The sequence below is a fragment of the Micromonospora kangleipakensis genome, from assembly GCF_004217615.1.
GTDB classification, from domain to species: Bacteria; Actinomycetota; Actinomycetes; order Mycobacteriales; family Micromonosporaceae; genus Micromonospora; species Micromonospora kangleipakensis.
Genome location: NZ_SHLD01000001.1, coordinates 4,894,938 through 4,915,978 on the forward strand (window position 1 = coordinate 4,894,938; position 21,041 = coordinate 4,915,978).

The following is a 21,041-nucleotide window of genomic DNA, read 5'->3' on the forward strand; positions in this document are numbered from 1 at the left end:
GCTGAGCTTCCTACCGTCGACCACATGGATTCCATAACTCACCTGGACGGCAAGGCCGCGATCGTCACCGGCGCGACGGGCGGCATCGGTGCCGTCATCGCCCGCGCCCTCGCCGAGGCCGGCGCGGCGGTCACCGTCGTCGGCCGCCGTAGCGAGGCCGGCGAGGCCGTCGTGAAGGACCTGCCGCGTGCGTCATTCGTCGCCGCGGACCTGACCGACCGCGACTCGCACCGCCGCGTCGTCGATACCACGATCGACCGCTTCGGCCGGCTCGACATCCTCGTCAACAACGCCGCCGCGCACACCAGCGGACCGGCGATCCAGGGCACCGAGGAGGACTTCGACCGCATCGTCGCGCTCAACTACAAGGCCGCGTTCTTCCTGACTCAGGCCGCGCTACCGGCCCTGATCGCGTCCGGCGCCGGACGGATCGTCAACATCAGCTCGATCGGCACGATCAAGACCTTCTGGGGCGCGGCGATCTACAACTCGTCGAAGGCCGCGCTGGACAACCTGACCCGCACCTGGGCGCTGGAGCACGGCGCAGACGGGGTACGCGTCAACGCGGTCAACCCCGGCATCGTCATCGACGGCCCCATGTCCGCACCGGTGCAGGCGTTCCTCGACATCGAGCGCGACGTACTGCCGACGATCCCGGCCCGCCGGCTGGCTACCGCGGCGGACGTGGCCGCCGTCGTGACCTTCCTCGCCGGCCCCGGCGCCGACTACCTCAACGGCGTGATCGTCCCGCTCGACGGTGGCCTGACGGCGTGACCGGCAACGCCACCCGGCGCCGCGCCGCCGTCGCGGTGCTCTGCGTCGTCCAGTTCATGGTCGTGCTCGACAGTACGATCACGACGGTGGCCGTGGACGCCATCCGCGTCGACCTGGCCACCGACGAGCGCACCCTGCAATACGTGCTCTCCCTGTACGCGGCGGCGTTCGGAGGCCTGCTGCTGCTCGCCGGCCGGGTCGCCGACCTCGCCGGGCGCCGCCGGGTGTTCGTGGCGGGCGCCGTGACGTTCACCGCCGCCTCGCTGCTGTGCGCGATGGCCAGCACGATGCCGGCGCTGCTCGCCGGCCGGGCGGTGCAGGGCGCCGGGGCGGCCTTCGTTTCCGCCGCAGCGTTCGCCCTGCTGCTTGACCTCTATCCGGAGGGCCCCGGCCGCAACCGGGTGCTCGGGATCTGGGCCGGCCTCGGTGCGTCCGGAGCGGCCGCGGGCCTGATCCTGGGCGGGGTGCTGACCGACCTCGCGGGCTGGCACCTCGTGTTCGCGGTCAACGTGCCGTTGGGAGCCGCCGCAGTCGCGCTCGCCGTCCGCCTTCTGCCACCCGCACCGTCCGCGCGACCGGCCACGGCGCGGGCCGCGCAGCTGGACGTTCCCGGCGCGATCACCGCGACGCTGGGCACGGCGACACTGGTGTTCGCCGTGACCCGGGGGCAGGCCGAGGGCTGGGCCGAGCCCGGCACGGTGGCGCTGCTCGCGTCCGCCGCCATGCTGCTCGTGGCGTTCGGGATCGTCGAGGCGCGCTCGCCCGACCCGCTGGTGCCGCTGCCGGCGCTCACCCGTGGGCCCCTGCCGGTCGCGGCCGTCGCCATCGCGTGCCTCATGGCGGTCGTCGGCAGCCAGGGCTTCTTCCTCGTGCTGTACCTGCAGCGGATCGTCGGCCTCGGGCCGACCGCGACCGGGCTCGCCATCGCGCCGAGCGCCCTGCTGGCGCTCGTCGCAACCACGGCCGCCGCGCGGCTCGCCGGTCGCGTCCCGGCCCGCGCCCTCGTCGTGGCCGGGCTTCTGCTGGTCGCCGTGGCGCAGTTGCTACTCGGGTACCTGCCAGTCGACGGGTCCTATCTCCGTGACCTCCTTCCGGGCCTGCTGCTGTTCGGGCTCGGGCTCGGCACCGCATTCGTCGGCGCCACGATCGCCGGTACCGCAGGCCTCGCCCCGGCGGACAAGGGCCGGGCGTCCGGCATCCTGAACACCGCCCAGCAGGTCGGGATCGCCGTCGGTGTCGCCGTGCTCGTCAGCGCCGCGGCCGTCGAGTCGGCCCGGCCGGAGGTGCTGGCCTCGGGCTACGGCACCGGACTGCGCCTCGGCGCGTTCGTCGCGGTGGCCGGCGCCGTCTTCGCCGCAGCCGGCGGCCGTACCCGGTTCGGCTCGACCGGGCGCCCAGCGAGGGCGGGGGTCGGGATCGTGGCGGGTGACGGTGAAAGCGCCGTTGCCGACCGACAGTGACGTCCGCTCATCGGCATGTCCGGACACTCCGAGGGCTGCTGCTGGGTGGTCACGCTCCGCAGCGCGCGGATCGCGGCAGACGCGTGCGTTACCGGGATCCCAGTCGGCCGATGAACCCCAACAGCACGTTGAACCTTTTTCAACGTGGTCAGGGCGGCAACATCCGGCGCCGGCCAATGGCCCGGATGCTCGGCCCGATGTCAGGTTGAAAAAGATTCATAGGAGCTGCGCGGCCCGCGACTCCAGATAGCGCTGCTCGGGCCGGCTGAGCGTGAGCCGCGCCGCCAGCCGGTAATGCTCCTGCGCCCCGGCCCGGTCGCCGGCCAGCTCCAGCAGATGGGCCCGCACCGCCGCGGTCCGGTGGTGCCGGGCCAGCACCGGATCCTCGGCGATCTGGTCCAGAGCGGCGAGCCCGGCTTCCGGGCCGTCGACCATGGCACGCGCCACGATCCGGTTCAGCGTGACCATCGGGCTCGGGGCGAGTGCGTGCAGCATCCCGTACAGGGCGAGGATCTGCGGCCAATCGGTGTCCTCGGCGCGCGCTGCCTCGTCGTGCACCGCCGCGATCGCGGCCTGCAGCTGGAACGGGCCGATCGGGGCCCGCGCCAGCGTGTGGGTGATGATCGCGACGCCTTCGGCGATCGCGGCCGCGTCCCAGCGGCGCCGGTCCTGCTCGGCGAGTGGGACCAGGGTGCCGTCCGGGCCGGTACGCGAGGGCCGGCGCGCGTCGGTGAGCAGCATCAACGCGAGCAGCCCGGCCACCTCGCCGTCGTCCGGCAGGCGCCGGTGCAGCTGCCGGGTCAGCCGGATCGCCTCCCGGGTCAGCTCCACCCGGTTCAAGGCGTCGCCGGAGCTGGCCGTGTAGCCCTCGTTGAAGATCAGGTAGAGCACGTGGCAGACCGCGGTGAGACGCTCGCCGAGCTCGCCCGGCGCGGGCATCTCGAACCGGGTGCCGGTGTCGCGGATCCGCTGCTTGGCCCGGCTGATCCGTTGGCTCACGGTGGCCTCTGGCAGCAGCAGCGCCCGGGCGATCTCCGCGGTGGTGAGCCCGCCGACCGCCCGCAGGGTGAGCGTGACCTGCGCCGGCACGCTCAGCGCGGGATGGCAGCATAGCAGCAGCAACGCCAGCTCGTCGTCGCCACGGACCTGCGGCGCGGGCTCGTGCCGGACCGCCTCCTCGCGGCGCCGGCGGGCCGTCTCGTTGCGCAGCAGGTCCACCCGCCGGCGGCTCGCCACGGTGATCAGCCAGTTCCGCGGCTGCTCCGGGACGCCGGTCTCCGGCCAATGCCGGGCGGCCGCGACCAGCGCCTCCTGCACCGCGTCCTCACAGGCCTCGAAGTCGCCGTAGCGGCGCACCACGGCGGCCAGCACCTGCGGCGCGCATTCGCGCAGCAGGTCCGGCAGCCCGGTCACTGCTCCCATGTGCTCATATCGAGGATCGGGCGTACCTCGACCCGGGTATACGCGGCGTCCGGCGCCTTCGCGGCCCAGGCGACCGCCTCGTCGAGATCCGCGACGTCGATCAGGTAGAAGCCGGCCAGATGCTCCTTGACCTCGGCGTACGGGCCGTCGGAGGTGATCGTCCTACCGTCACGCACCGAGACTTGGGTGGCCAGGGCGGGATCGCCCAGCCCTTCGCTGACCACCAGCACGCCAGCCTCGCGCATCTCCTCGGTCAGCCGCAGGTGACCGACGCCGAAATCGGTCCGCTGCTGATCGGTCAGCGTCTCCCAGACGGCCAGCGACTGCGGGTTCGACTGGATCAGGATCAGGTATTTCACGGCTTCTCTCCTTCTCTCTTGCCCAGGATGTCGAAACCGGCCGGCCCGGCTTCGACATCCTGGGCAAGAGAGAAAGGTAGGAACTGTCATGGACAAGATCCGGGAAGCCATCGAGGGCAAGGCCTCGCTGCTGCAGCAAGGTGACGCCAAGGCCATCATGTCGTACTACGCGCCCAGCTTCGTCGAGTACACCCTCGCCCCGCCGCTGCGCCAGCCCGGCGACGGCCGGAACCCGGCCGGGCTGGAGGCCTGGATGGCCACCTTCGAGGCGCCGCCGCGCCGCGAGGTCACCCAGCTGGAGATCACCACGGACGGCGACGTGGCGTTCGCGACCAGCCTCGACTGCCTGACCGCCGTGCCGCGCGGCTCGACCGAGCCCTTCAGCCTGTGGTTCCGGGTGACGCTGGGCCTGCGCCGCATCGACGGGCGCTGGCTGGTGACGCACGAGCACGAGTCGGTGCCGTTCGAGATGGACGGCTCGTTCCGCGCCTCGACCGGGCTGACCCCCACCGACTGAGGTGATCAGGAGCGCTGGGCCCGCCGCCGACGCGGCCACCGTCCGCGCCCAGGTCGCGATCCTGGACACACTGCAATCCCAGATCAAGGCAATGGAACAGCAGGTCGAGGCGCATTTTGGGCAGCACCCGGACGCTGAGATCTACCTCAGCCAGCCCGGCCTGGGCCGCATCCTCGGCGCCCGGGTGCTTGCCGAATTCGGCGACGACACCACCCGCTACACCGACGCCAAAGCCCGCCGCAACTACGCCGGAACCAGCCCGATCACCCGCCAGTCCGGGAAGAAAAAGATCGTCCTGGCCCGCTACGTGCACAACGACCGGCTCATCGACGCCCTCGGCCGACAGGCCTTCGCCGCCCTGACCGGCTCCCCCGGCGCCCGCGCCTACTACGACCGCCAACGCAACCGCGGCCTCGGCCACCACGCCGCACTACGCCAACTCGGCAACCGCCTCGTCGGCATCCTCCACGGCTGCCTCAAAACCGGCACCGCCTACGACGAAACCACCGCCTGGCAACACCGCGAACAGTACGACCAACCGGCCGCTGCTTGACACCCAAAGCTCATGGGATGTCTGTCACCCCCCTCGACGGCAGCCAGCTACTCGGAGGGACTGCGCCGGGGCGCGCAGTCCGGCACGCCCGTGGGGCGGAGCTGATGGTCGGCCGGCTGCCGTTAGGTGCCGTTGCTAGCCTTCCGGGCGTGGGCGTGGACGTTGAGCTGATCAGGGTCGAACAGTTGGGCACGAGCCCGCGCCGCCGGCGGGATTTTGAAGTAGCTGTAGTAGGTGACCCGCACTTCCGGTTCGCTGCCGTGCTTGAGCGCTCGCAGCACGGCGGTAGGACTCCGATGCTGGACCGCATCGATCCCTACGGGCTGCTGGAACTCACGCCCGCCGAGATGACTCAGTTCCTCGGCGAATTGGATGTTCTCGTTGCGAACGTCCAGAACGTCGGCGAGGGCCAGGTGCTCGACGCCATTCGAGGGCTCGCCGAGCGATGCCTCGTCGATTCAGACGTGCGTCTCCGATTCGTCGGCGACTAGTGCCTCGTCATGCAGCCTTGAACGGGTAATCCGGGTGGCGGATTTTGGATCCGATGGCGAATCCGGATTTCGGTTGGGCGCGCTGGTTGCGCCATCGGACGTACCCGCCGATCGCGGCGTCCTGCTCGGCGTGACTGCGGTGGTCGGTGCCGTTGAGGGCGAAGTAGCGCACTGCGGCGAACTCGGCTTCGATCCAGTTCAGCCAGGACGCGTAGGTCGGCAGGAACACCAGTTCGACCTGGTTGGCGGCGCACCAGGCGCGGACCTCGGGGTGCTTGTGCGGGGAGAAGTTGTCCAGGATGACGTGCAGCTTCTGGTCGGGCCAGCGGCGGCGCAGAGTCTTGAGGAAGTCGAGGAACCCCCGCCAGCGTTTACGGTCGCGGATGCGGTAGTGCAGCCGGCCGGTAGCCAGGTCCAGAGCTGCGATCATGTGTCGGACGCAATGGTCGCGGGTGTAGGTGGCCCGCAGCCGCACCGGCTGGCCCTGGGGTCGCCAGGCGCGGCCGGGCCGGGGTTGCAGGTTGAGCGGCCCGAACTCGTCCACGCAGATCACCCGGCCGCCGTCCGGTGGGTGATCGTAGAGATCGAGGATCCGGCGCATCTTGGCGGTGACTCGGGGTCGGTGCTGGCCTTCCACGACTTCGTGGCCTGCCACGACACGCCGCGCTCGCGCAGGATCCGCCGCACCGTCTCCACGCTGATCGTCGTGACGCGGCCGGTGTCGATCAGGTAGTCGCGCAGCTTGGCAAGCGACCAGCAGGAGAAGGGACGGCCGAGGAAGCGGGGGTGGCACCGGGCGATGACGCAGATCCAGTCCCGGGTCTGCTCATCGATCCGTCTCGGTGCGCCCCCGCTCCATTTTGGGTCCAGCGCGTCGAACCCCCGCTCGTTGAACGCGTGGATCACGTCCCGCACGTAGTCCTCGCTGGTCTTGAGCAGATGAGCGATGTCCGGGGCCGGCTGGCCCTGGGCGGACATCAGCACCACGATCGCCCGGCGCAGCTTCACCGGGTCCTTCGCCGTCCGACCAATGCGCTGCAACCGTTGGCCCTCAGCCATCGACACCTGCCGGACGAACACCTCCGGGCGTCTGCCCACCGGCCACCACCTCCCACACCACAACCGTTGGGAGACAGCCTGCCCGACACGCCCTCAGAACCGACGGATTACACGATCAACGTTCAAAGACGAGGCACTAGGCCGTTTAGCCCCGGACCGTGCTGGGACTGCGACCACGGTTTAGGAAGCGTGGACACGGCCGCAACTTGCCCGGCAGTGACCTGGCTTGACCTGCGCCGCCATTTGTTGGGGGTCTGTAAGAAGAACGGTGCAACTCCTGATCAAGGAGCGGCACCTGATGACCGAAACGACGATGGCCGTGGATACTTCCGCGGTGGCGAAGAAGAACAACCCGGTGGGTAAGCCGGCGGACGGTGTGGACGCGGAGTTGGTCGGCCGCCTGGTCGAGCAGGCCCGCGCGGCGGGCCTGCAGCTGACTGGCGACGGCGGTCTCCTGCAGCAGCTCACGAAGCGGGTGATCGAGGCCGCCCTGGACGGTGAGATCACCGACCACCTCGGTTATGACAAGGGCGATCCAGCGGGCAACAACGGCGGCAACTCGCGCAACGGCGCCCGCGGCAAGACGGTCCTGACCGAGGTCGGCCCGGTCGAGATCACCGTGCCGCGTGACCGTGACGGCAGCTTCGAGCCGCAGATCGTCAAGAAGCGGCAGCGCCGGTTGACCGGGGTCGAGGACATGGTGATCTCGTTGTCCGCTAAGGGATTGACGACTGGTGAGATCGCCGCGCACCTGGCCGAGGTGTATGGCGCTGACGTGTCACGCCAGACGATCTCCACGATCACCGACAAGGTCATCGACGGCATGACCGAGTGGCAGAACAGGCCCCTCGACCCGGTCTACCCGGTGATCTTCCTCGACGCCGTGCACGTGAAGATCAGAGACGGCAAGGTCGCCAACCGGCCCATCTATGTCGCCTTGGCGGTCACGGTTGATGGGACCCGTGACATCCTCGGCCTGTGGGCGGGTGACGGCGGGGAGGGCGCCAAATTCTGGCTGCAGGTGCTGACCGAATTGAAGAACCGCGGTGTCGACGACGCCTGCATGGTCGTCTGCGACGGGTTGAAGGGACTACCCGACGCGATCGCCGCGACCTGGCCCCTCGCGGTGGTCCAGACGTGTGTCATCCACCTGCTCAGAGCCTCGTTCCGGTATGCGGGCCGGCAACACTGGGACGCTATCGCCAAGGCGTTGCGGCCGGTTTACACCGCACCCACCGAGGCGGCCGCGCAGGCCCGCTTCGACGAGTTCGCAGAGGCCTGGGGCGGCCGATATCCGGCGATCATCAGGCTGTGGACCAACGCCTGGGCGGAGTTCGTGCCGTTCCTGGCCTTCGACGCCGAGATCCGCACCGTCGTCTGCTCCACGAACGCGATCGAGAGCGTCAACGCCCGGATCCGGCGGGCCGTCCGCGCCGCGGACACTTCCCGAACGAGGCCGCCGCGCTCAAATGTGTCTACCTCGCGGTCATGAGCCTGGACCCGACCGGGCAGGGCCGCAAACGCTGGACGATGCGCTGGAAGCCAGCGTTGAACGCCTTCGAGATGGCCTTCGAAGGCCGACTCGCCGCAGCCCGCAAGTAGTCCTCAACAACCCGTGTTACACCGTTTTCTTGACAGACCCCATGTTGCAGCCATGTCCAGGAGCTGACCGCCGTTGACCGTTGGGACTGCCCCCAGTTCGGTTGACTCCTGACCTGTGAGGATGCGTTCCTCGCTGGAAGGATGTCTGCCATGCCGAAAGCGTTCCCGCCGGAGTTTCGCCGTGACGTGGTCGCGGTTGCCCGCAAGGGCGAGGCGCCCATCGCCCAGATCGCGAAGGACTTCGGGATTTCCGAGTCGTGCCTGCACCGCTGGTTGAAGATCGCCGACGCCGACGACGGGATCCGCCCCGGCACCACCAGCTCTGAGTCGGCGGAGCTGCGGGAGCTGCGACGACGCAACAAGCTGCTGGAGCAGGAGAACGAGATCCTGCGCAGGGCGGCGGCGTTTTTCGCCAAGGAGATCGCCCCAAAATGACGTACCCGCTGGTCGGTGACCTGGCCGCGGACGGGATCCCCGTCGCGGTGACCTGCCGGGTGCTGGGCTTCAGCAAGCAGGCCTACTACGCGTGGAAGAACAGCCCGGTCGCCCGCCGGGACCTGGAAGACGCCTATCTGATCAACGCCGCTCTCGACATCCACGCCGACGACCCGGCGTTCGGGTACCGGTTCATCGCGGATGAACTACCTGCCCACGGCATCACCGCCGGCGTCAACCGGGTGGCCAGGCTCTGCTCACAGCAGCGGATCTGGTCGGTGTTCGCCAAACGCAGAGGCCTCACGAGAAGGGCCGGGCCGCCGGTGCACGACGACCTGGTGCAACGCCGTTTCGCCGCCGACGCGCCGAACCGGGTGTGGCTGACCGATATCACCGAACACCCCACCGGCGAGGGCAAGCTCTACCTGTGTGCGATCAAGGACGTGTACTCCGGCCGGATCGTCGGCTACTCCATCGACTCACGGATGAAGGCGTCCCTGGCCGTCGCGGCGCTGTCGAACGCGGCTCGCCTGCGCAGCCCGGCCGGCACGATCGTGCACTCCGACAGGGGCAGTCAGTTCCGGTCCAGAAAGTTCGTGAAAGCGTTGCACCGCAACGGATTAGTCGGCTCGATGGGGCGCGTCGGCGCCTGCGGTGACAACGCGGCGATGGAATCGTTCTTCGCCCTACTGCAACGCAACGTCCTCGACCGGCAACGCTGGCACACCCGCCACGAGCTACGCCTGGCGATCGTGACCTGGATCGAACGCACCTACCACCGGCGCCGACGGCAAAGACGCCTGGGCCGGCTTACCCCGATCGAGTTTGAGACAATCAACAGGCCCGCACACGCGGCCTGAACCACTCAACCCCGCGAGTCAACCGAACCCGGGGCAGTCCCGTTAGCTCCCATGCCAACGGGCACGCAACGGGCACGGTGACCGAGGAGTTATGAGATCAAGTTGGCCGCCATGACGACCTGGGCGGATCGGCGTCTAGCAGGGAAGATGCCTCTCGACATCTCACACCACTCCCCCGCCGCCCTGTCAACGTGCGTCGCCAAACATCGTCCGTGCTGTTCATGGTCAACTGCGGGGGTCTAACATCCCAGGTCATGCGTGGGTTCTTCACGGTTGGGAGTCGAAGGCTTTCGTATCTGGACTTTGGTGGTTCGGGTACTCCGCTCCTGGCTCTTCACGGGCACTACAACGAAGCGTCGGCATTCGCGCCGCTGGCTGAGGCGTTGGCACCGCGGTGGCGGGTGATCGCGCTCGATCAGCGTGGGCATGGAGCGTCGGATCGTGCCGAGAGCTATGAGCGGGACGACTATGTCGCCGACGTCGCCGCCTTCCACCGGCATCTGCAAGTCGGTCCTGCGGCGGTGCTGGGCCACTCACTCGGCGGTGTGAACGCCTACCAGTACGCCGGCCGGCACGCGGACCGGGTCACCGCGCTGATCGTCGAGGACATCGGCGCGGTCGTGGACTGCGACTGGTCGTTCACCACCAGCCTCCCCCGCCACGCGCCATTCCGCCATGCACTGGCGTCGGCCCTGGGCGCGACGGCTCCCTACCTGGAGTGTTCCTTCCGCCGGTCGAAGGACGGCTGGGGCTTCTCGTTCGACATCGACGACACGGTGGCGTCCCAGAAAGCACTCAACGGTGACCACTGGAAGGACTGGGTTTCGGTAAGCTGCCCCACCCTCCTGATCCGTGGAACGCGCAGCGATGAACTGGCCGCCGGCCACGCTCGCGAGATGATCGCCCGTCGCGCCGGCCAGGCCCGTCTTGCCGAGCTGCCAGCCGGTCACGTCGTGCATCACGATGCTCAAGCGCAGTTCGCCGCCGCTGTCAGTGCCTTTCTGTCCGGACCCGACTGAACCAGGGAGCTTCAGTCCGGCCTCGTGGGCGGTGAGACGGTCGAGGAGTTCGTCGACGTCTTTGCTGGTGTATATCCAGTTAAATGGTCGGGCGGCGAAGTTGTAGTGCTGGCGGATCTCCTCGTCGGGCAGTCGTAGACCGTCCAGCCTCCCCGGACGGGGACAAGGTGGAGCGCCCTACCGGACGAACGACCTTGGCCCCGTCCGGGGAGGCTGGTAGGCCTTGTGGTGCCCGGCGAGGTGATCCGCCCGGCTGATCTCTGAGGAGGGCCGGGGTTCGGGGCGGAGCCCCGAGGTCTTCGAAGGTCTGTGTCCCGTCAGCGTGGCCGGCCGGCCCGGCCGATGCCGGCCGGAGGTCGCCAGCAGGCCGGGGCCGGGCCGGCGCGGCCCGCTTTGCGGGCCGCCTTGATCTGATAGAGCGGAATTCGGCAACTTCATCCGGCGAGCATCCGGCGAGCTGTCGAGATGCAGATGTCCTCCGTCGACTGATGCGCGACAGTCGTCCGCCAACTGATCTGCGACAGCAGAGTGCGGATCGCGGCAGATCCGGATGCCGGAATGCGGCACTGATCATGGCATCAAGCGACGCAGAACTCGTTGCCTTCGGGGTCATGCATGACGACGTGCCCGAGGACGTCGCCGTACCACTCCTCGCTGACCACCGTCGCGCCGGCGGCAACCAGCTCGGGCACTTTCTGCCGGATCAGTCGGGCGCGCTCGGCCATGTCCCAGGGGCCTGGACCGGCCACCCGGATATCGATATGCATACGGTTCTTGGCGGACTTGCCCTCGGCCTCATACAGGAACAATCGGACATCTTTGTGCGGGTGGCCGGAGCAAGTCCGGCGAACCAAGAACCGATCGACCGCCGGAGCTCTACGCCCGGGTGCCCAGCAACGACCGCCTGGCCCCGCCAAGCGGAGCCGAACAGGCGGATCGTTACGTTGGGCCACCACTGAGCGTCCCAGATCGGTGGGAGCAGAATTCCGGCCGGTTGCGGGAGAGGGCACCGGCCCAGGGTTGGAGCATGATGTGCTGGCGAGCGACGGGCACTTTACGAATCGGCACTGTGCAAGTGTCTTGTCGCCTTGCTCAGTCGGTGCACGCCTTCGGATAGCTGGGCCAGGTCGGCCGTAGCCGCGAAGCCGAGACGTAGATACGCCCCTGTGGGTTCGGCAGCGAAGTAGCCGCTGCCGACGCTGACCGCGACGTCTCGGGCGTGGGCAGCATCGGCGATCGCGGTAGCCGACTGGAGGGGTCCCGGTATGCGTACCCACAGATGCAGGCCGCCCTGGGGGACGCTGGAGAGCGTCCATTCCGGAATCTCCGTGGCGAGTGCGGTGGCGAGGGCCGCGCAGCGTTCGCGCAGCGCGGTGGCCAGCCCGCGCAGGTGCCGATCCCATGACGGTGTGCTGATCAGTTCGACGGCGGCTTCCTGCAGCGGTCGGGCGAGGAAGAAGTCGTCGACGAGCCTGGTCGCGCGCAGCCGGTGGGCCACGGGGCCGCGGGCTATCAGTGCGCCGATGCGCAGGCTCGGTGACGCGGGCTTGGTCAGGGAGGTCAGGTAGACCACTGTGCCGTCGTCGTCGTCGGCTAGCAGAGGGCGGGGCATCGGTCCGCCGTGGCCGAGCAGTCGCGCGAAGTCGTCTTCGAGAATGAACGCCCCGACGGCGCGGGCGATGTCGAGGACCTGGCGGCGGCGCTCGGGTGGCAGAACCGCGCCGGTTGGGTTGTGGAAGGTCGGTTGGCAGTAGAGCAGCCGGGCGCCGGTCGTCGCGAACGCGTCTGCGAGCAGGTCGGGGCGGATGCCGTCGGCGTCGATCGGGACGGGAATGGGGCGTAGTCCGGCGGCACGCGCGGCGGCCAGGGCGCCTTGGTAGGTGGGCGACTCGACCAGGATCGGGCTGCCGGGCGCGGCGATGGATCGAAACGCCATGGAAAGGGCGTCTTGTCCGCCGCTGGTGATCAGCACGTCGTCGGCGTCGACGTTGGCGTCGAGGAGCCGAGCGAACAGCGAACGCAGTGTTTCCAGTCCGGCGGTTGGTGCGCGGTCCCAGGCGTCGGGTCGCCGGGCTGCCCGGCTCAGCGCCCCGCCCAGGGCTTTGGTCGGCTGCAGGGAGCGGTGCAGGTAGCCGCCCGCCAGGGTGATCGTGCTCGTCGGTGGCGGGCTGAGCAGGTCGGTGGCGGTGCGGGCGTCGACGCTGCGGTCGCCGAGCGCGACCGTCTGCCACGACGTATCAACCGCGCCATGGGGCGTGCGCGACCGGCGGGGCGCCACGAAGGTCCCGCTTCCGGGCCTGGTCACCACTGTGCCTTCGGCGGCCAGCGCCGCAACTGCCCGCGCCACCGTCACTGGGCTCACGCTGTGACTACGCACCAGGTCACGATTGCTGGGCAGCCGGTCACCGGGTGCCAGGCGGGCGATCTCCGCCCGCAACGTGGAGACCAGAACGGCAATAGTGCTACTCTCGACCATGAGAGAACATGATAGCGCTATCGCCGCTTCTGGAGAAACGCTCCTCGACCTCACCGCCCTACGGGCCGACACCCCCGGCTGCGAGTCGGTGATCCACTTCAACAACGCCGGCTGCGGCCTGCTCGCCCGGCCGGTACACCAGGCGATGGTCGAACACCTGGACCTGGAGGCGCGCATCGGCGGCTACGAGGCCGCCGACGTCCGCGCCGCCGAGGTCAGCGATTTCTACGCCGCCACCGCGGAGCTGATCGGTAGCCAGCCTGGCGAGATCGCCTTCGCGGCCAGCGCCACCGATGCCTACACCCGGGCGCTGTCGTCCATCCCGTTCCAGCCCGGTGACGTCATCCTCACCACCCGCAACGACTTCATCTCCAACCAGATCGCCTTCCTGTCGCTACGAAAGCGGTTCGGCATCGAGATCGTGCACGCACCCGACCACCATGACGGCAGCGGCGTTGACGTCGACGCGATGGCGCAGCTCATGCGAACACGGCGTCCGCGATTGGTCGCGGTAACCCACATCCCCACCAACTCCGGGCTGGTCCAGCCCATCGCGGAGATCGGTCGTCACTGCCGGGACCTGGACCTGGTGTATCTGGTCGATGCCTGCCAGTCGGTCGGCCAGTACCCGATCGACGTCGACGAGATCGGCTGCGACTTCCTGACCGCCACCTGCCGCAAGTTCCTGCGTGGACCGCGCGGCACCGGCTTCCTCTACGTCGCCGACCGGATCCTGCGCGACGGCTTCGAGCCGTTGTTCATCGACATGTACGGCGCGCGCTGGACCGGTCCCGACACCTATCGCCCGGTCGACACCGCGGCGCGGTTCGAGGACTGGGAGTTCCCCTACGCAGCCGTCATCGGCAGCGCCGCCGCCATCCGCTATGCGCTACGCGTGGGCATCGGGCCGATCTCCCAGCGCACTCCCGCCCTGGCCGCCCGGCTACGCGACAAGCTCACGCAGATTCCCGGCGTACGCGTGCTCGATCGCGGTCCGAACCCGGCCGCGCTGGTCACCTTCGACGTCGCCGGCTGGGAACCGGTGCCGTTCAAGCAGGCCCTGGATACACACCGGATCAACTCGGCGCTCAGCTACCGGCACTTCGCCCAGTACGACTTCGCCGACAAGGACGTCGCCTGGGCGCTGCGGCTCTCGCCGCACTACTACAACACCGAGGACGAGGTCGATGCCGTCGCCGACGCCGTCGCCCACCTCACCGCCAGCCGGCGCACCAACGAAAGGCAGTAAGGTCGTGCAGACCCTGGACATGACAGACCAGGCATCGACGGTCGGCCCACCGGCGAGCCTGCGGCACAACCGGGACTTCCTCAAGTTCTGGCTCGGCGAGACCGTCTCCCTGCTCGGCACGCAGGTCACCACCCTCGCCCTACCCCTCACCGCGATCAACGCCTTCGGCGCCACCGACGAACAGGTCGGCCTCCTGCGCTTCCTGCAGCTCGTCCCGTACCTCGGGCTCGGCATGCTGTTCGGGGTATGGGTCGACCGCGCCCGGCGCAGACCGATCATGCTCGCCGCCAACCTGGCCCGGATGCTGCTGCTGGCCCTGGTGCCCGCGCTGTACTGGACAGGCGCGCTGAGCATGACTCCGCTGATGATCATCGCGTGCGCTGTCGGTGTCGCCTCGGTGCTGTTCGACGTGAGCTGGATGTCGTATGTGCCCACGCTCGTTCGTGACCCCAGGCACTACGTCGAGGCCAGCGCCAAGATGGGCATCAGCTCCTCGGCCGCCGACATCGCCGGACCGGGCCTCGCCGGGGCCCTGATCAGCGCGGTGACCGCGCCGGTGGCCCTTGTCGTGAACGCTGCCTCGTATCTGGTCTCGCTGGTGTCGCTCCTGCTGATACGCACCCGAGAACCCCAACCGCCGGCCGCCGAACGCCGCCACCTGAGGACCGAGTTGCGCGACGGCCTACGGTGGGTGATCGACAGCCGCATCCTGCGCTGGCTTGCGGGAATCGGCTTCTGCTGCAACTTCTCGATGATCACCGTGTGGACGATGTTCCTCCTCTACGGCACCCGTGATCTGCAGCTGAGCTCGACCATCCTTGGTGGCGTCTTCGCAACGGCATCGGTCGGTGGGCTGCTCGGCGCGGTCATCTCGCGCAAGGTGATCCAACGGTTTCCCATCGGGCGGGTCTACCTCGTCGCCCAGTCAGCCCTGCTGCTCGGCCCGACGCTGATCGTCGTGGCAGCCGGTCCGCGACCGCTGGTTGTCGGGCTGTGCGCCCTGTCTTTCTTCACCACGTACCTAGGGCTCGGCGTAGCTGGCGTCATCATCGTCAGCCTCCGCCAGGCGGTCACCCCGCAATCGATGATGGGCCGGATGACCGCCGTCTTCCGCACCCTGCTCTTCGGCGGCGGAGCGCTCGGCGGACTCACCGCAGGCCTACTCACCGGAGCCATCGGTGCCAAAGCAGCGCTGGCCGTCGCGGCCACCGCCTCGGCCGCAGTGGTGATCGTGCTCGTCGCATCTCCCGTGAGCCGGCTGCGCGCCTTCCCGGCGGTGGTAATGGCGGAATAGCGCAGACAAAGACGCTTGGTGGCCGGCAGCCACAGCAGGCTGCCGACCACCAGCCGGCCCACTACATTCGGGAGTCCAGTGAGGTGATCTCAACGACAATTGGGTAGGTATCGGTATTCGAATTGGGTGAGCACGAGTGCGGCGCGGACGATGTCGCCGACGCTTCGAGGGCTGGCGGTGGTATGGCGCAGGGCGTGCCATCGGCCGGTGAGCAGGGCGAAGCCGCGTTCGCCGAGGCCGCGCAGGGATCGCAGGAGCCGGTTATAGGTGCGGTTGTCGATGCCGAGGCGGCCGTCGTCGGCGGGTTGTTTGACCGGTGTGTGGATGCCTTGGCCCGCGCCCTCGTAGCCGGAGTCGGCGAGGGTGGGCAGGTCCAGTTGGGAGGCGGCCCAGTACAGCGCGCCGGTGATGTCATGGAGCTGGGCGCAGGTGAAATCGTGCAGGTGGCCGGGTGCCGCGTCGGAGGTCCAGATCGGGAGCCCGTCCGGGCGCATGATCGCTTGGATGTTGGCGCCGAAGTCGCGGTGCTTGCCGGAGTACCAGGCGTCGATCGGTTCGCCTTTGACGCTGGTGGTGGTCTCCGTGAGGCGGTCGGTGTCGAACAGTTTTCCGTCGAGGATCACGTGGGACCAGCCCTCGTCGGCGACCCGGGTCAGGGCGGTGTGTAGGTCCGGAGCCTGGGCGGATAGGACCGTGATGGCTTCGGCGATGTAGCGGTAGGTGGTGGCCCTCGATACGGCGAACCCGGCGCCGAGCAGGGGCTTGTCCTCGCCTTTGCGGAACCAGACCAGCACCATCAGCGCTTGGCGGAAGCAGGTCAATGCCCCGGTGCCGGTGCGGGTGCCGCGGGCTCGGCGCTCGGCGGCCAGTAGGCGGGCGAGGTAGTGCACGAGTTCCCTGGGTACGTCGAGCATGGCACGATAGGCGATCACGTGGAGTCCTGACTGGTGAAGTAGATCTTGGCAGACCTCTTCTACCGAGGGCTCCACGCCCAGGTCCGGCACCGTTCACTATGGACGCTTGGTCCGTGTCGACCTATTTTCAGACGCCAGCTACGGCAGTGATACTTCACATCAGAGCCGGCCCACTCCGCGCGACATGAGGCGGTGCGCGATCCTGCGGGTCGCATTTGAAGGCCGGCCCTTGATCAGCCGGGGAACGGGCGCAGGGGTGACTTATCGCCTACGGACCACTTGTGACCGAACGGGTCCGTGAAGCCACCTTGACGGTGCGTCCCCCAGGGCACGCGGTGATCCTCGATTCCCGCTCCGGCGGTTGCGCCGGCGGCGAGCGCGCGCTCGATGACGGAGTCGGGATCATCGGCGAACACCTCGATGCGGGTGCTCGTGACGCCCGCCTGGCCGGGACTGATCTCCGTGGGGTTCTCGGGATTGACCTCGTGGAGAAAGAAGGGGGCGCCACTGATCTCAAGGCCGGCCACGCCACCAAGGTTCCACAACTCTGTCGCGTCCAGTGCGGTCTTGTACCAGGCAACCGCAGCCTCTGCGTCTGGAACGATCAGCATCACAGAGATCACTGATGGTGAAGCGGATACCGTGTCGCCGGACGGGCCGGAACGATCTTTCGGTTCCTCGGTCATGCCCACAGCGTGCCAGACATGACGAGCAGCGTCTCCTGGTCTGGCGACGGCCGATTCCACCAGCACCAACGGCCAGCAGACCACGAGGTGTGACCGCCGTCCAACCCCTTGCTGAGATCACTTCAGTGAGCCCGAGATCGACGACGAGGGTCGAGAGATCTGGCTTTACGTATACAGCCCACGCAATAGTACGATGACCCGGCGGGTAGTGACCGGCATCGTCTGACGTCCGCTCATCGGATCCGGAAGCCGCGCGGGCTTTCAGTCGCCATCCAGAGCGGCGCGCTGGCCCCAGCGCGCCGCATGGGGTGGCCCTGCCGAGCGACACACCGTAGGGGCCGCCGCCATAGCCGCGGCCCCAGGCAATTCGGACCTGATATCCGACGGTGCCAGCAGACGTCACCCGGGCGATCCGGGCGGCTGTCCCGCCTGGGGTGGTGCTCGACGGTGTTATCTCTAGTCGGGGATCGTCGGACAGCTTGTCCACGGCGGGCCGTCTGAACTGCTTCATCCTTTGTCGTGGACGCCGCAGTCTCGCTGTGTCCATGACGGCGGGAGAGCTTCGTGCGGGTTCAACGAGTGGTGTCGCAAGCCGGTTCAGACGTGTCCTGGACGTTGCTCGGCGAGGACCATCTGCCGATCCCGCCGGTGGAGTCGTTCCTCTCTCACCTGGCTGACCAGCGCAGGTCACCGAACACGGTCCGCGCGTACGCCTTCGACCTGAAGGACTAATTCGCGTACCTGACATCGCGCGGGCTGGACTGGGCCCAGCTGCGCTACGACGAACTGGCCGGGTTCAAGCCATGGTTGAGATCGCCGCCGGCGGCACGGGCGGGCGAGATCGCCGTGCTGCCATCGGTGAAGTCGGCGTGCAGCGAGTCGACTAGCAACCGCAAACTGGCCGCGGTCACCAGCTTCTACGAGTTCCACGCTCGCCACGGCGTCGCGATGGCGTCGATCATTCGCGGCGCGGCCCGTCCGGTGGGCACGACACGGACCTCGTTCCGCCCGTTCCTGGCCCATGTGCGGCGGTCCGGACCGATGCGCAGCGATCTGCGGCTGCGGGAACCGATGCGCGTGCCGAGCTCGCCGTGTACTTCAGGTTTCCGAGCCGGAGCCTCAGCTGTTGGCCAGGGTGCGGTCGAGGAGGGGGAGCAGGCGGTCCCAGTGGCGCTGCAGTGCGGAGGGGTTGAAGGCGTGGGTGTCGGACATGGTGAAGCCGTGGACGGTGCCGGGGTAGATCTCGGAGGTGTAGCCGACACCTGCGGCATCCAGGGCCTGGTTGAGCTCGCTGATGGCCTCGGACGGCATGTCGTTCTCGGCGAGGCCGAGGTGGACTTGGGCGGTGAGCTTGGGGACGAGGCGGTGCGGGCTGTCGGGCGCGTCGGTGACCAAGGGGCCGGGATGGAATCCGGCGACGGCGGCCACCTGGTCGGGGTGGGCCGCTGCGGTGCGCATCGCCAAGACGGCGCCCATGCAGTAGCCGATCACGGCGACCGGTCCGGCGCTGACCTCGGGCTGGGTGGTGAGGAACCTGAGGTAGGCGTCGGCGTCGCGCAGGGCACGTTCGGTGGTGTGCGCCTCGATCAAGGGCATCAGCTGGGCGAAGACCGCGGGCCGGATCTCTTTTCCGATGTGCTCGGGAAGTTCGATCACCGGTGCCGGGCCGTGCCGGTAGTAGAGGTTGGGAACGAGCACGTAGTACCCGTGCTCGGCCAGTTCGCGGGCCATCTCCCTCAGCACGGGCCGCACGCCGAAGGCGTCCATGTACATCAGCACCCCCGGGCGCCGCTCGGCACGGTCGGGGAAGGCGGCGAAAGCGTCGGCCTGGCCGTCCGTTGTGGGAATCTGCAGCGTCTTGGTGGGCATAGCGGATCTTCCTTCCTTGGACTTGGTGTTGCACCGATCGGTGCAGAGCCTACATCGCTCGGCGCATGTAATGCACCGGGCGATGTAATCGGGTAGCCTCAGCAGGCGTGATGGAGAAGAAAAAGCCGGCTGGCCAGCCCGACAAACGCCAGGCGATCATCAACGGAGCATTGACGTTGTTCGCCCGCGACGGGTACACCCGCGCGAGCCTGGACGCGATCGCCGCTGAAGCAGGCGTCTCCAACCGCACCATCTACAACCACTTCAACGACAAGGCGGAGCTGTTCCAGACGGTGATCCAGGAGAGCACGCAGCGGGTCGCCGACACCGTGATCGACGTCATCGACCGCCACCTGAGCAAGGTCGTCGACCTCGAGACAGACCTGGTCGACCTCGGGCTGGCTTGGCTCGCGGTGCTGACCTCCGACCTGGCTCCGCACTTCGCGCTCATCCGTCAGATCAACGCCGAGACCGAACACATCCCGCCGGCAGCGCTGAGGCTCTGGCAGGACACCGGTCCCGGTCGCGTGCGGCGCGAACTCGCCGACCGGCTACGCCAGATCGCCGACCGCGGCCACCTCACCATCGACGATCCCACGCGCGCAGCCGGGCACCTAATGCTGCTCATCTCCGCCGACAACCTGGCAGACCGCGCGATGCTGAACGACAAGGACGAAGTCACCGCCATGGTCTCCGCCGGGGTGCACGCCTTCCTCTACGGCTACAAGCGCTAGCATCGCGCGTCACGCGCGGCCTATGGTCGCACGCCACTTTGCCGCACATTCTCATCCCGTCGCTGGCCGCTCGTGACGCCCCGTGGTCGACATGTCTACGACGGAGTGGGCTCCAGGCCAAGGCCCTGGGACTACGTCCAACTGCAGATAAACGGCGAGCTGATCGTCTGGGAGCGCGGCCGGACCAACTTCGCCCAGCTCCACCGCCGGGTCACCGCCGGCCGCGACCTGCTACGGGTGGCACGCGAGCGTCCCGCCCACTACGTGCTGTTCGACCTGCTCGCGGACGCCGGCGGGCACGTGATCCTGAACCTGCCGCTGGCGCAGCGTCGGGCACGGCTGGAGCAGCTGCTCGCCGACGCGCCGGCGCAGCTCACCCTGACCCCGCAGACGGCCGACATGCGGCAGGTGTCGGACTGGCTGCTGAACTGGACCGTCGCGGCAGGCATCGAGGGCGTGGTCAGCAAACGCCTGGACAGCCGGTACGAGCCTGGCAGGCGCGGCTGGTCGAAGTTCCGCACCCGGATCGTCACCGAGGCCATCATCGGTGGGGTCACCGGCAGCATCAGCCGCCCGGAGACCGTGCTGCTGGGCCGGTTCGTCCGCCGGGGACGGCTGCGATACACCGGCCGCTCCCACCCACTAACCCTGGACCAGCGTGCGGCGCTAGCCGAACTGCTCTCACCGCCACGCATACCGCGCCACGGCACGGCCCACCCGTGGCCGCAGCCGCTGCCCGCGTCCTGGACCGGCCAGTTGGACCGGCCCGAGCCGCTGCCGTACGTGCAGGTGGAGCCGACCGTGGTGGCGGAGATCGACGCCGACATGGCTTTGAACACGGGCGCTGGCGCCATCGGGTGCGGTACATGACCAGGGCAAGCCCGTCGATGATCTGCCGGGTGCCGTCATCGGCGGGGAGGCGCCAGGGCTGACCGCGGTTGATGCGGGATCCGATCTCTGAGGCGAGCAGCTCGGCCTCCCGTTCTTCCGCACTGTCGTAGAGAGTGCGCTCGAGCATCCGCCGCACCGTGGACGGATGCAACAGGCCGTACTGTGTCACCTTCTCGGCCGTGGGGATGCCGCCGTGATCGCAGATGATGTGGCTCAGCTCGTGTAGGACGATGTGCTCGCGCAGCGGGGCCGGCGCGATGCTGTCGACACACACGTAGTCCGCGTTGGCGGTCGCAAGCCAGGCTCCGCACGATGCGGCTGGCGACGGTAGGTCGACCGAGATGATCCGGATCGGGCGGCCCCGCGCCGTACTGAGC

The 21,041-nt window shown here is 68.5% G+C and carries 20 protein-coding genes and 2 pseudogenes; 13 read left to right on the plus strand and 9 right to left on the minus strand.

Annotation, left to right across the window (positions count from 1 at the left end):
* Positions 1-24 precede the first annotated feature (24 nt).
* Entirely contained in the window at positions 25-774 is a 750-nt protein-coding gene (locus tag EV384_RS23600) for an SDR family NAD(P)-dependent oxidoreductase (protein ID WP_130336598.1), read from the plus strand.
* Positions 771-2,234: an MFS transporter gene (locus tag EV384_RS23605; RefSeq protein WP_130336600.1), complete on the plus strand. Its 1,464-nt coding sequence runs from the start codon at positions 771-773 to the stop codon at positions 2,232-2,234. Before EV384_RS23600 ends, EV384_RS23605 begins: the two co-directional genes overlap by 4 nt.
* 216 nt (positions 2,235-2,450) lie before the next feature.
* Here EV384_RS23605 and EV384_RS23610 read toward each other — a convergent pair whose 3' ends face one another.
* Both EV384_RS23610 and EV384_RS23615 read right to left on the minus strand, forming a co-directional pair.
* Complete coding sequence (locus EV384_RS23610) at positions 2,451-3,656, minus strand: RNA polymerase sigma factor (RefSeq protein WP_130336602.1); 1,206 nt, start codon at positions 3,654-3,656, stop codon at positions 2,451-2,453.
* Positions 3,644-4,015: a YciI family protein gene (locus tag EV384_RS23615; protein ID WP_130336604.1), complete on the minus strand. Its 372-nt coding sequence runs from the start codon at positions 4,013-4,015 to the stop codon at positions 3,644-3,646. The genes EV384_RS23610 and EV384_RS23615 overlap by 13 nt, the downstream gene beginning before the upstream one ends.
* 88 nt (positions 4,016-4,103) lie before the next feature.
* Between EV384_RS23615 and EV384_RS23620 the strand changes: the two genes are divergently transcribed.
* From EV384_RS23620 to EV384_RS23630, 3 genes and pseudogenes are all read left to right on the plus strand, one after another.
* Positions 4,104-4,532, plus strand: a complete 429-nt coding sequence (locus EV384_RS23620) for a YybH family protein (protein WP_130336606.1) — start codon at positions 4,104-4,106, stop codon at positions 4,530-4,532.
* Between the two features lie 22 nt (positions 4,533-4,554).
* Positions 4,555-5,085, plus strand: a pseudogene (locus EV384_RS23625) (transposase); the annotation flags it as partial.
* A gap of 149 nt (positions 5,086-5,234) precedes the next feature.
* Positions 5,235-5,576 (plus strand): hypothetical protein, encoded by a 342-nt coding sequence (locus tag EV384_RS23630; protein ID WP_130336608.1) that lies wholly within the window; start codon positions 5,235-5,237, stop codon positions 5,574-5,576.
* Between the two features lie 7 nt (positions 5,577-5,583).
* On the opposite strand, the gene EV384_RS23635 is transcribed toward EV384_RS23630, so the two are convergent.
* Together EV384_RS23635 and EV384_RS35025 are read right to left on the minus strand one after the other, a co-directional pair.
* A complete protein-coding gene (locus EV384_RS23635) occupies positions 5,584-6,177 on the minus strand; it encodes an IS630 family transposase (RefSeq protein ID WP_130340768.1) in 594 nt (197 codons plus the stop codon).
* Positions 6,126-6,674, minus strand: a complete 549-nt coding sequence (locus EV384_RS35025) for a helix-turn-helix domain-containing protein (RefSeq protein WP_165439837.1) — start codon at positions 6,672-6,674, stop codon at positions 6,126-6,128. Before EV384_RS35025 ends, EV384_RS23635 begins: the two co-directional genes overlap by 52 nt.
* Positions 6,675-6,933: 259 nt before the next feature.
* Here EV384_RS35025 and EV384_RS23640 point away from each other — a divergent pair.
* The 3 genes and pseudogenes from EV384_RS23640 (at position 6,934) to EV384_RS23650 (ending at position 10,551) form a co-directional block, all read left to right on the plus strand.
* A pseudogene (locus EV384_RS23640) lies at positions 6,934-8,237 on the plus strand (IS256 family transposase).
* A gap of 150 nt (positions 8,238-8,387) precedes the next feature.
* A protein-coding gene (locus EV384_RS23645; RefSeq protein ID WP_130334711.1) for an IS3 family transposase occupies positions 8,388-9,532 on the plus strand; the annotation gives its coding sequence in 2 pieces (ribosomal slippage) (positions 8,388-8,658 and positions 8,658-9,532; 1,146 coding nt in all).
* Positions 9,533-9,786: 254 nt separating this feature from the next.
* Positions 9,787-10,551, plus strand: coding sequence for an alpha/beta fold hydrolase (locus EV384_RS23650; protein WP_130336610.1), 765 nt, complete (start codon positions 9,787-9,789; stop codon positions 10,549-10,551).
* A gap of 578 nt (positions 10,552-11,129) precedes the next feature.
* On the opposite strand, the gene EV384_RS37525 is transcribed toward EV384_RS23650, so the two are convergent.
* Complete coding sequence (locus tag EV384_RS37525; RefSeq protein ID WP_130336612.1) at positions 11,130-11,360, minus strand: VOC family protein; 231 nt, start codon at positions 11,358-11,360, stop codon at positions 11,130-11,132.
* A gap of 245 nt (positions 11,361-11,605) precedes the next feature.
* Positions 11,606-13,027, minus strand: coding sequence for an aminotransferase-like domain-containing protein (locus EV384_RS23660; RefSeq protein ID WP_130336614.1), 1,422 nt, complete (start codon positions 13,025-13,027; stop codon positions 11,606-11,608).
* On the opposite strand from EV384_RS23660, the gene EV384_RS23665 reads away from it, so the two are divergent.
* Both EV384_RS23665 and EV384_RS23670 read left to right on the plus strand, forming a co-directional pair.
* Positions 13,026-14,276 (plus strand): aminotransferase class V-fold PLP-dependent enzyme, encoded by a 1,251-nt coding sequence (locus EV384_RS23665; protein ID WP_130336616.1) that lies wholly within the window; start codon positions 13,026-13,028, stop codon positions 14,274-14,276. The two genes, EV384_RS23660 and EV384_RS23665, sit on opposite strands and share 2 nt — an antisense overlap.
* Positions 14,277-14,280: 4 nt before the next feature.
* Positions 14,281-15,570 carry an MFS transporter gene (locus tag EV384_RS23670; protein WP_242624240.1) on the plus strand — a complete coding sequence of 430 codons (1,290 nt, stop codon included), beginning with the start codon at positions 14,281-14,283 and terminating at the stop codon, positions 15,568-15,570.
* A gap of 89 nt (positions 15,571-15,659) precedes the next feature.
* Here EV384_RS23670 and EV384_RS23675 read toward each other — a convergent pair whose 3' ends face one another.
* Together EV384_RS23675 and EV384_RS23680 are read right to left on the minus strand one after the other, a co-directional pair.
* Positions 15,660-16,574: a transposase family protein gene (locus EV384_RS23675; RefSeq protein WP_242624241.1), complete on the minus strand. Its 915-nt coding sequence runs from the start codon at positions 16,572-16,574 to the stop codon at positions 15,660-15,662.
* Between the two features lie 143 nt (positions 16,575-16,717).
* Positions 16,718-17,170, minus strand: a complete 453-nt coding sequence (locus EV384_RS23680) for a VOC family protein (protein ID WP_130330606.1) — start codon at positions 17,168-17,170, stop codon at positions 16,718-16,720.
* Between the two features lie 603 nt (positions 17,171-17,773).
* On the opposite strand from EV384_RS23680, the gene EV384_RS36855 reads away from it, so the two are divergent.
* Complete coding sequence (locus EV384_RS36855; RefSeq protein WP_278045636.1) at positions 17,774-17,902, plus strand: hypothetical protein; 129 nt, start codon at positions 17,774-17,776, stop codon at positions 17,900-17,902.
* Positions 17,903-18,289: 387 nt separating this feature from the next.
* Here the strand turns inward: EV384_RS36855 and EV384_RS23685 are convergent, their stop codons facing one another.
* Entirely contained in the window at positions 18,290-19,039 is a 750-nt protein-coding gene (locus EV384_RS23685; protein ID WP_130336618.1) for a dienelactone hydrolase family protein, read from the minus strand.
* Positions 19,040-19,149: 110 nt separating this feature from the next.
* Between EV384_RS23685 and EV384_RS23690 the strand changes: the two genes are divergently transcribed.
* Both EV384_RS23690 and EV384_RS23695 read left to right on the plus strand, forming a co-directional pair.
* The gene (locus tag EV384_RS23690) at positions 19,150-19,773 is read left to right on the plus strand and encodes a TetR/AcrR family transcriptional regulator (RefSeq protein WP_130340771.1); all 624 of its coding nucleotides are present in this window, start codon (positions 19,150-19,152) and stop codon (positions 19,771-19,773) included.
* A 105-nt stretch (positions 19,774-19,878) separates the two neighbouring features.
* The gene (locus tag EV384_RS23695; protein ID WP_242624242.1) at positions 19,879-20,643 is read left to right on the plus strand and encodes an ATP-dependent DNA ligase; all 765 of its coding nucleotides are present in this window, start codon (positions 19,879-19,881) and stop codon (positions 20,641-20,643) included.
* The last annotated feature ends 398 nt before the right edge of the window (positions 20,644-21,041 follow it).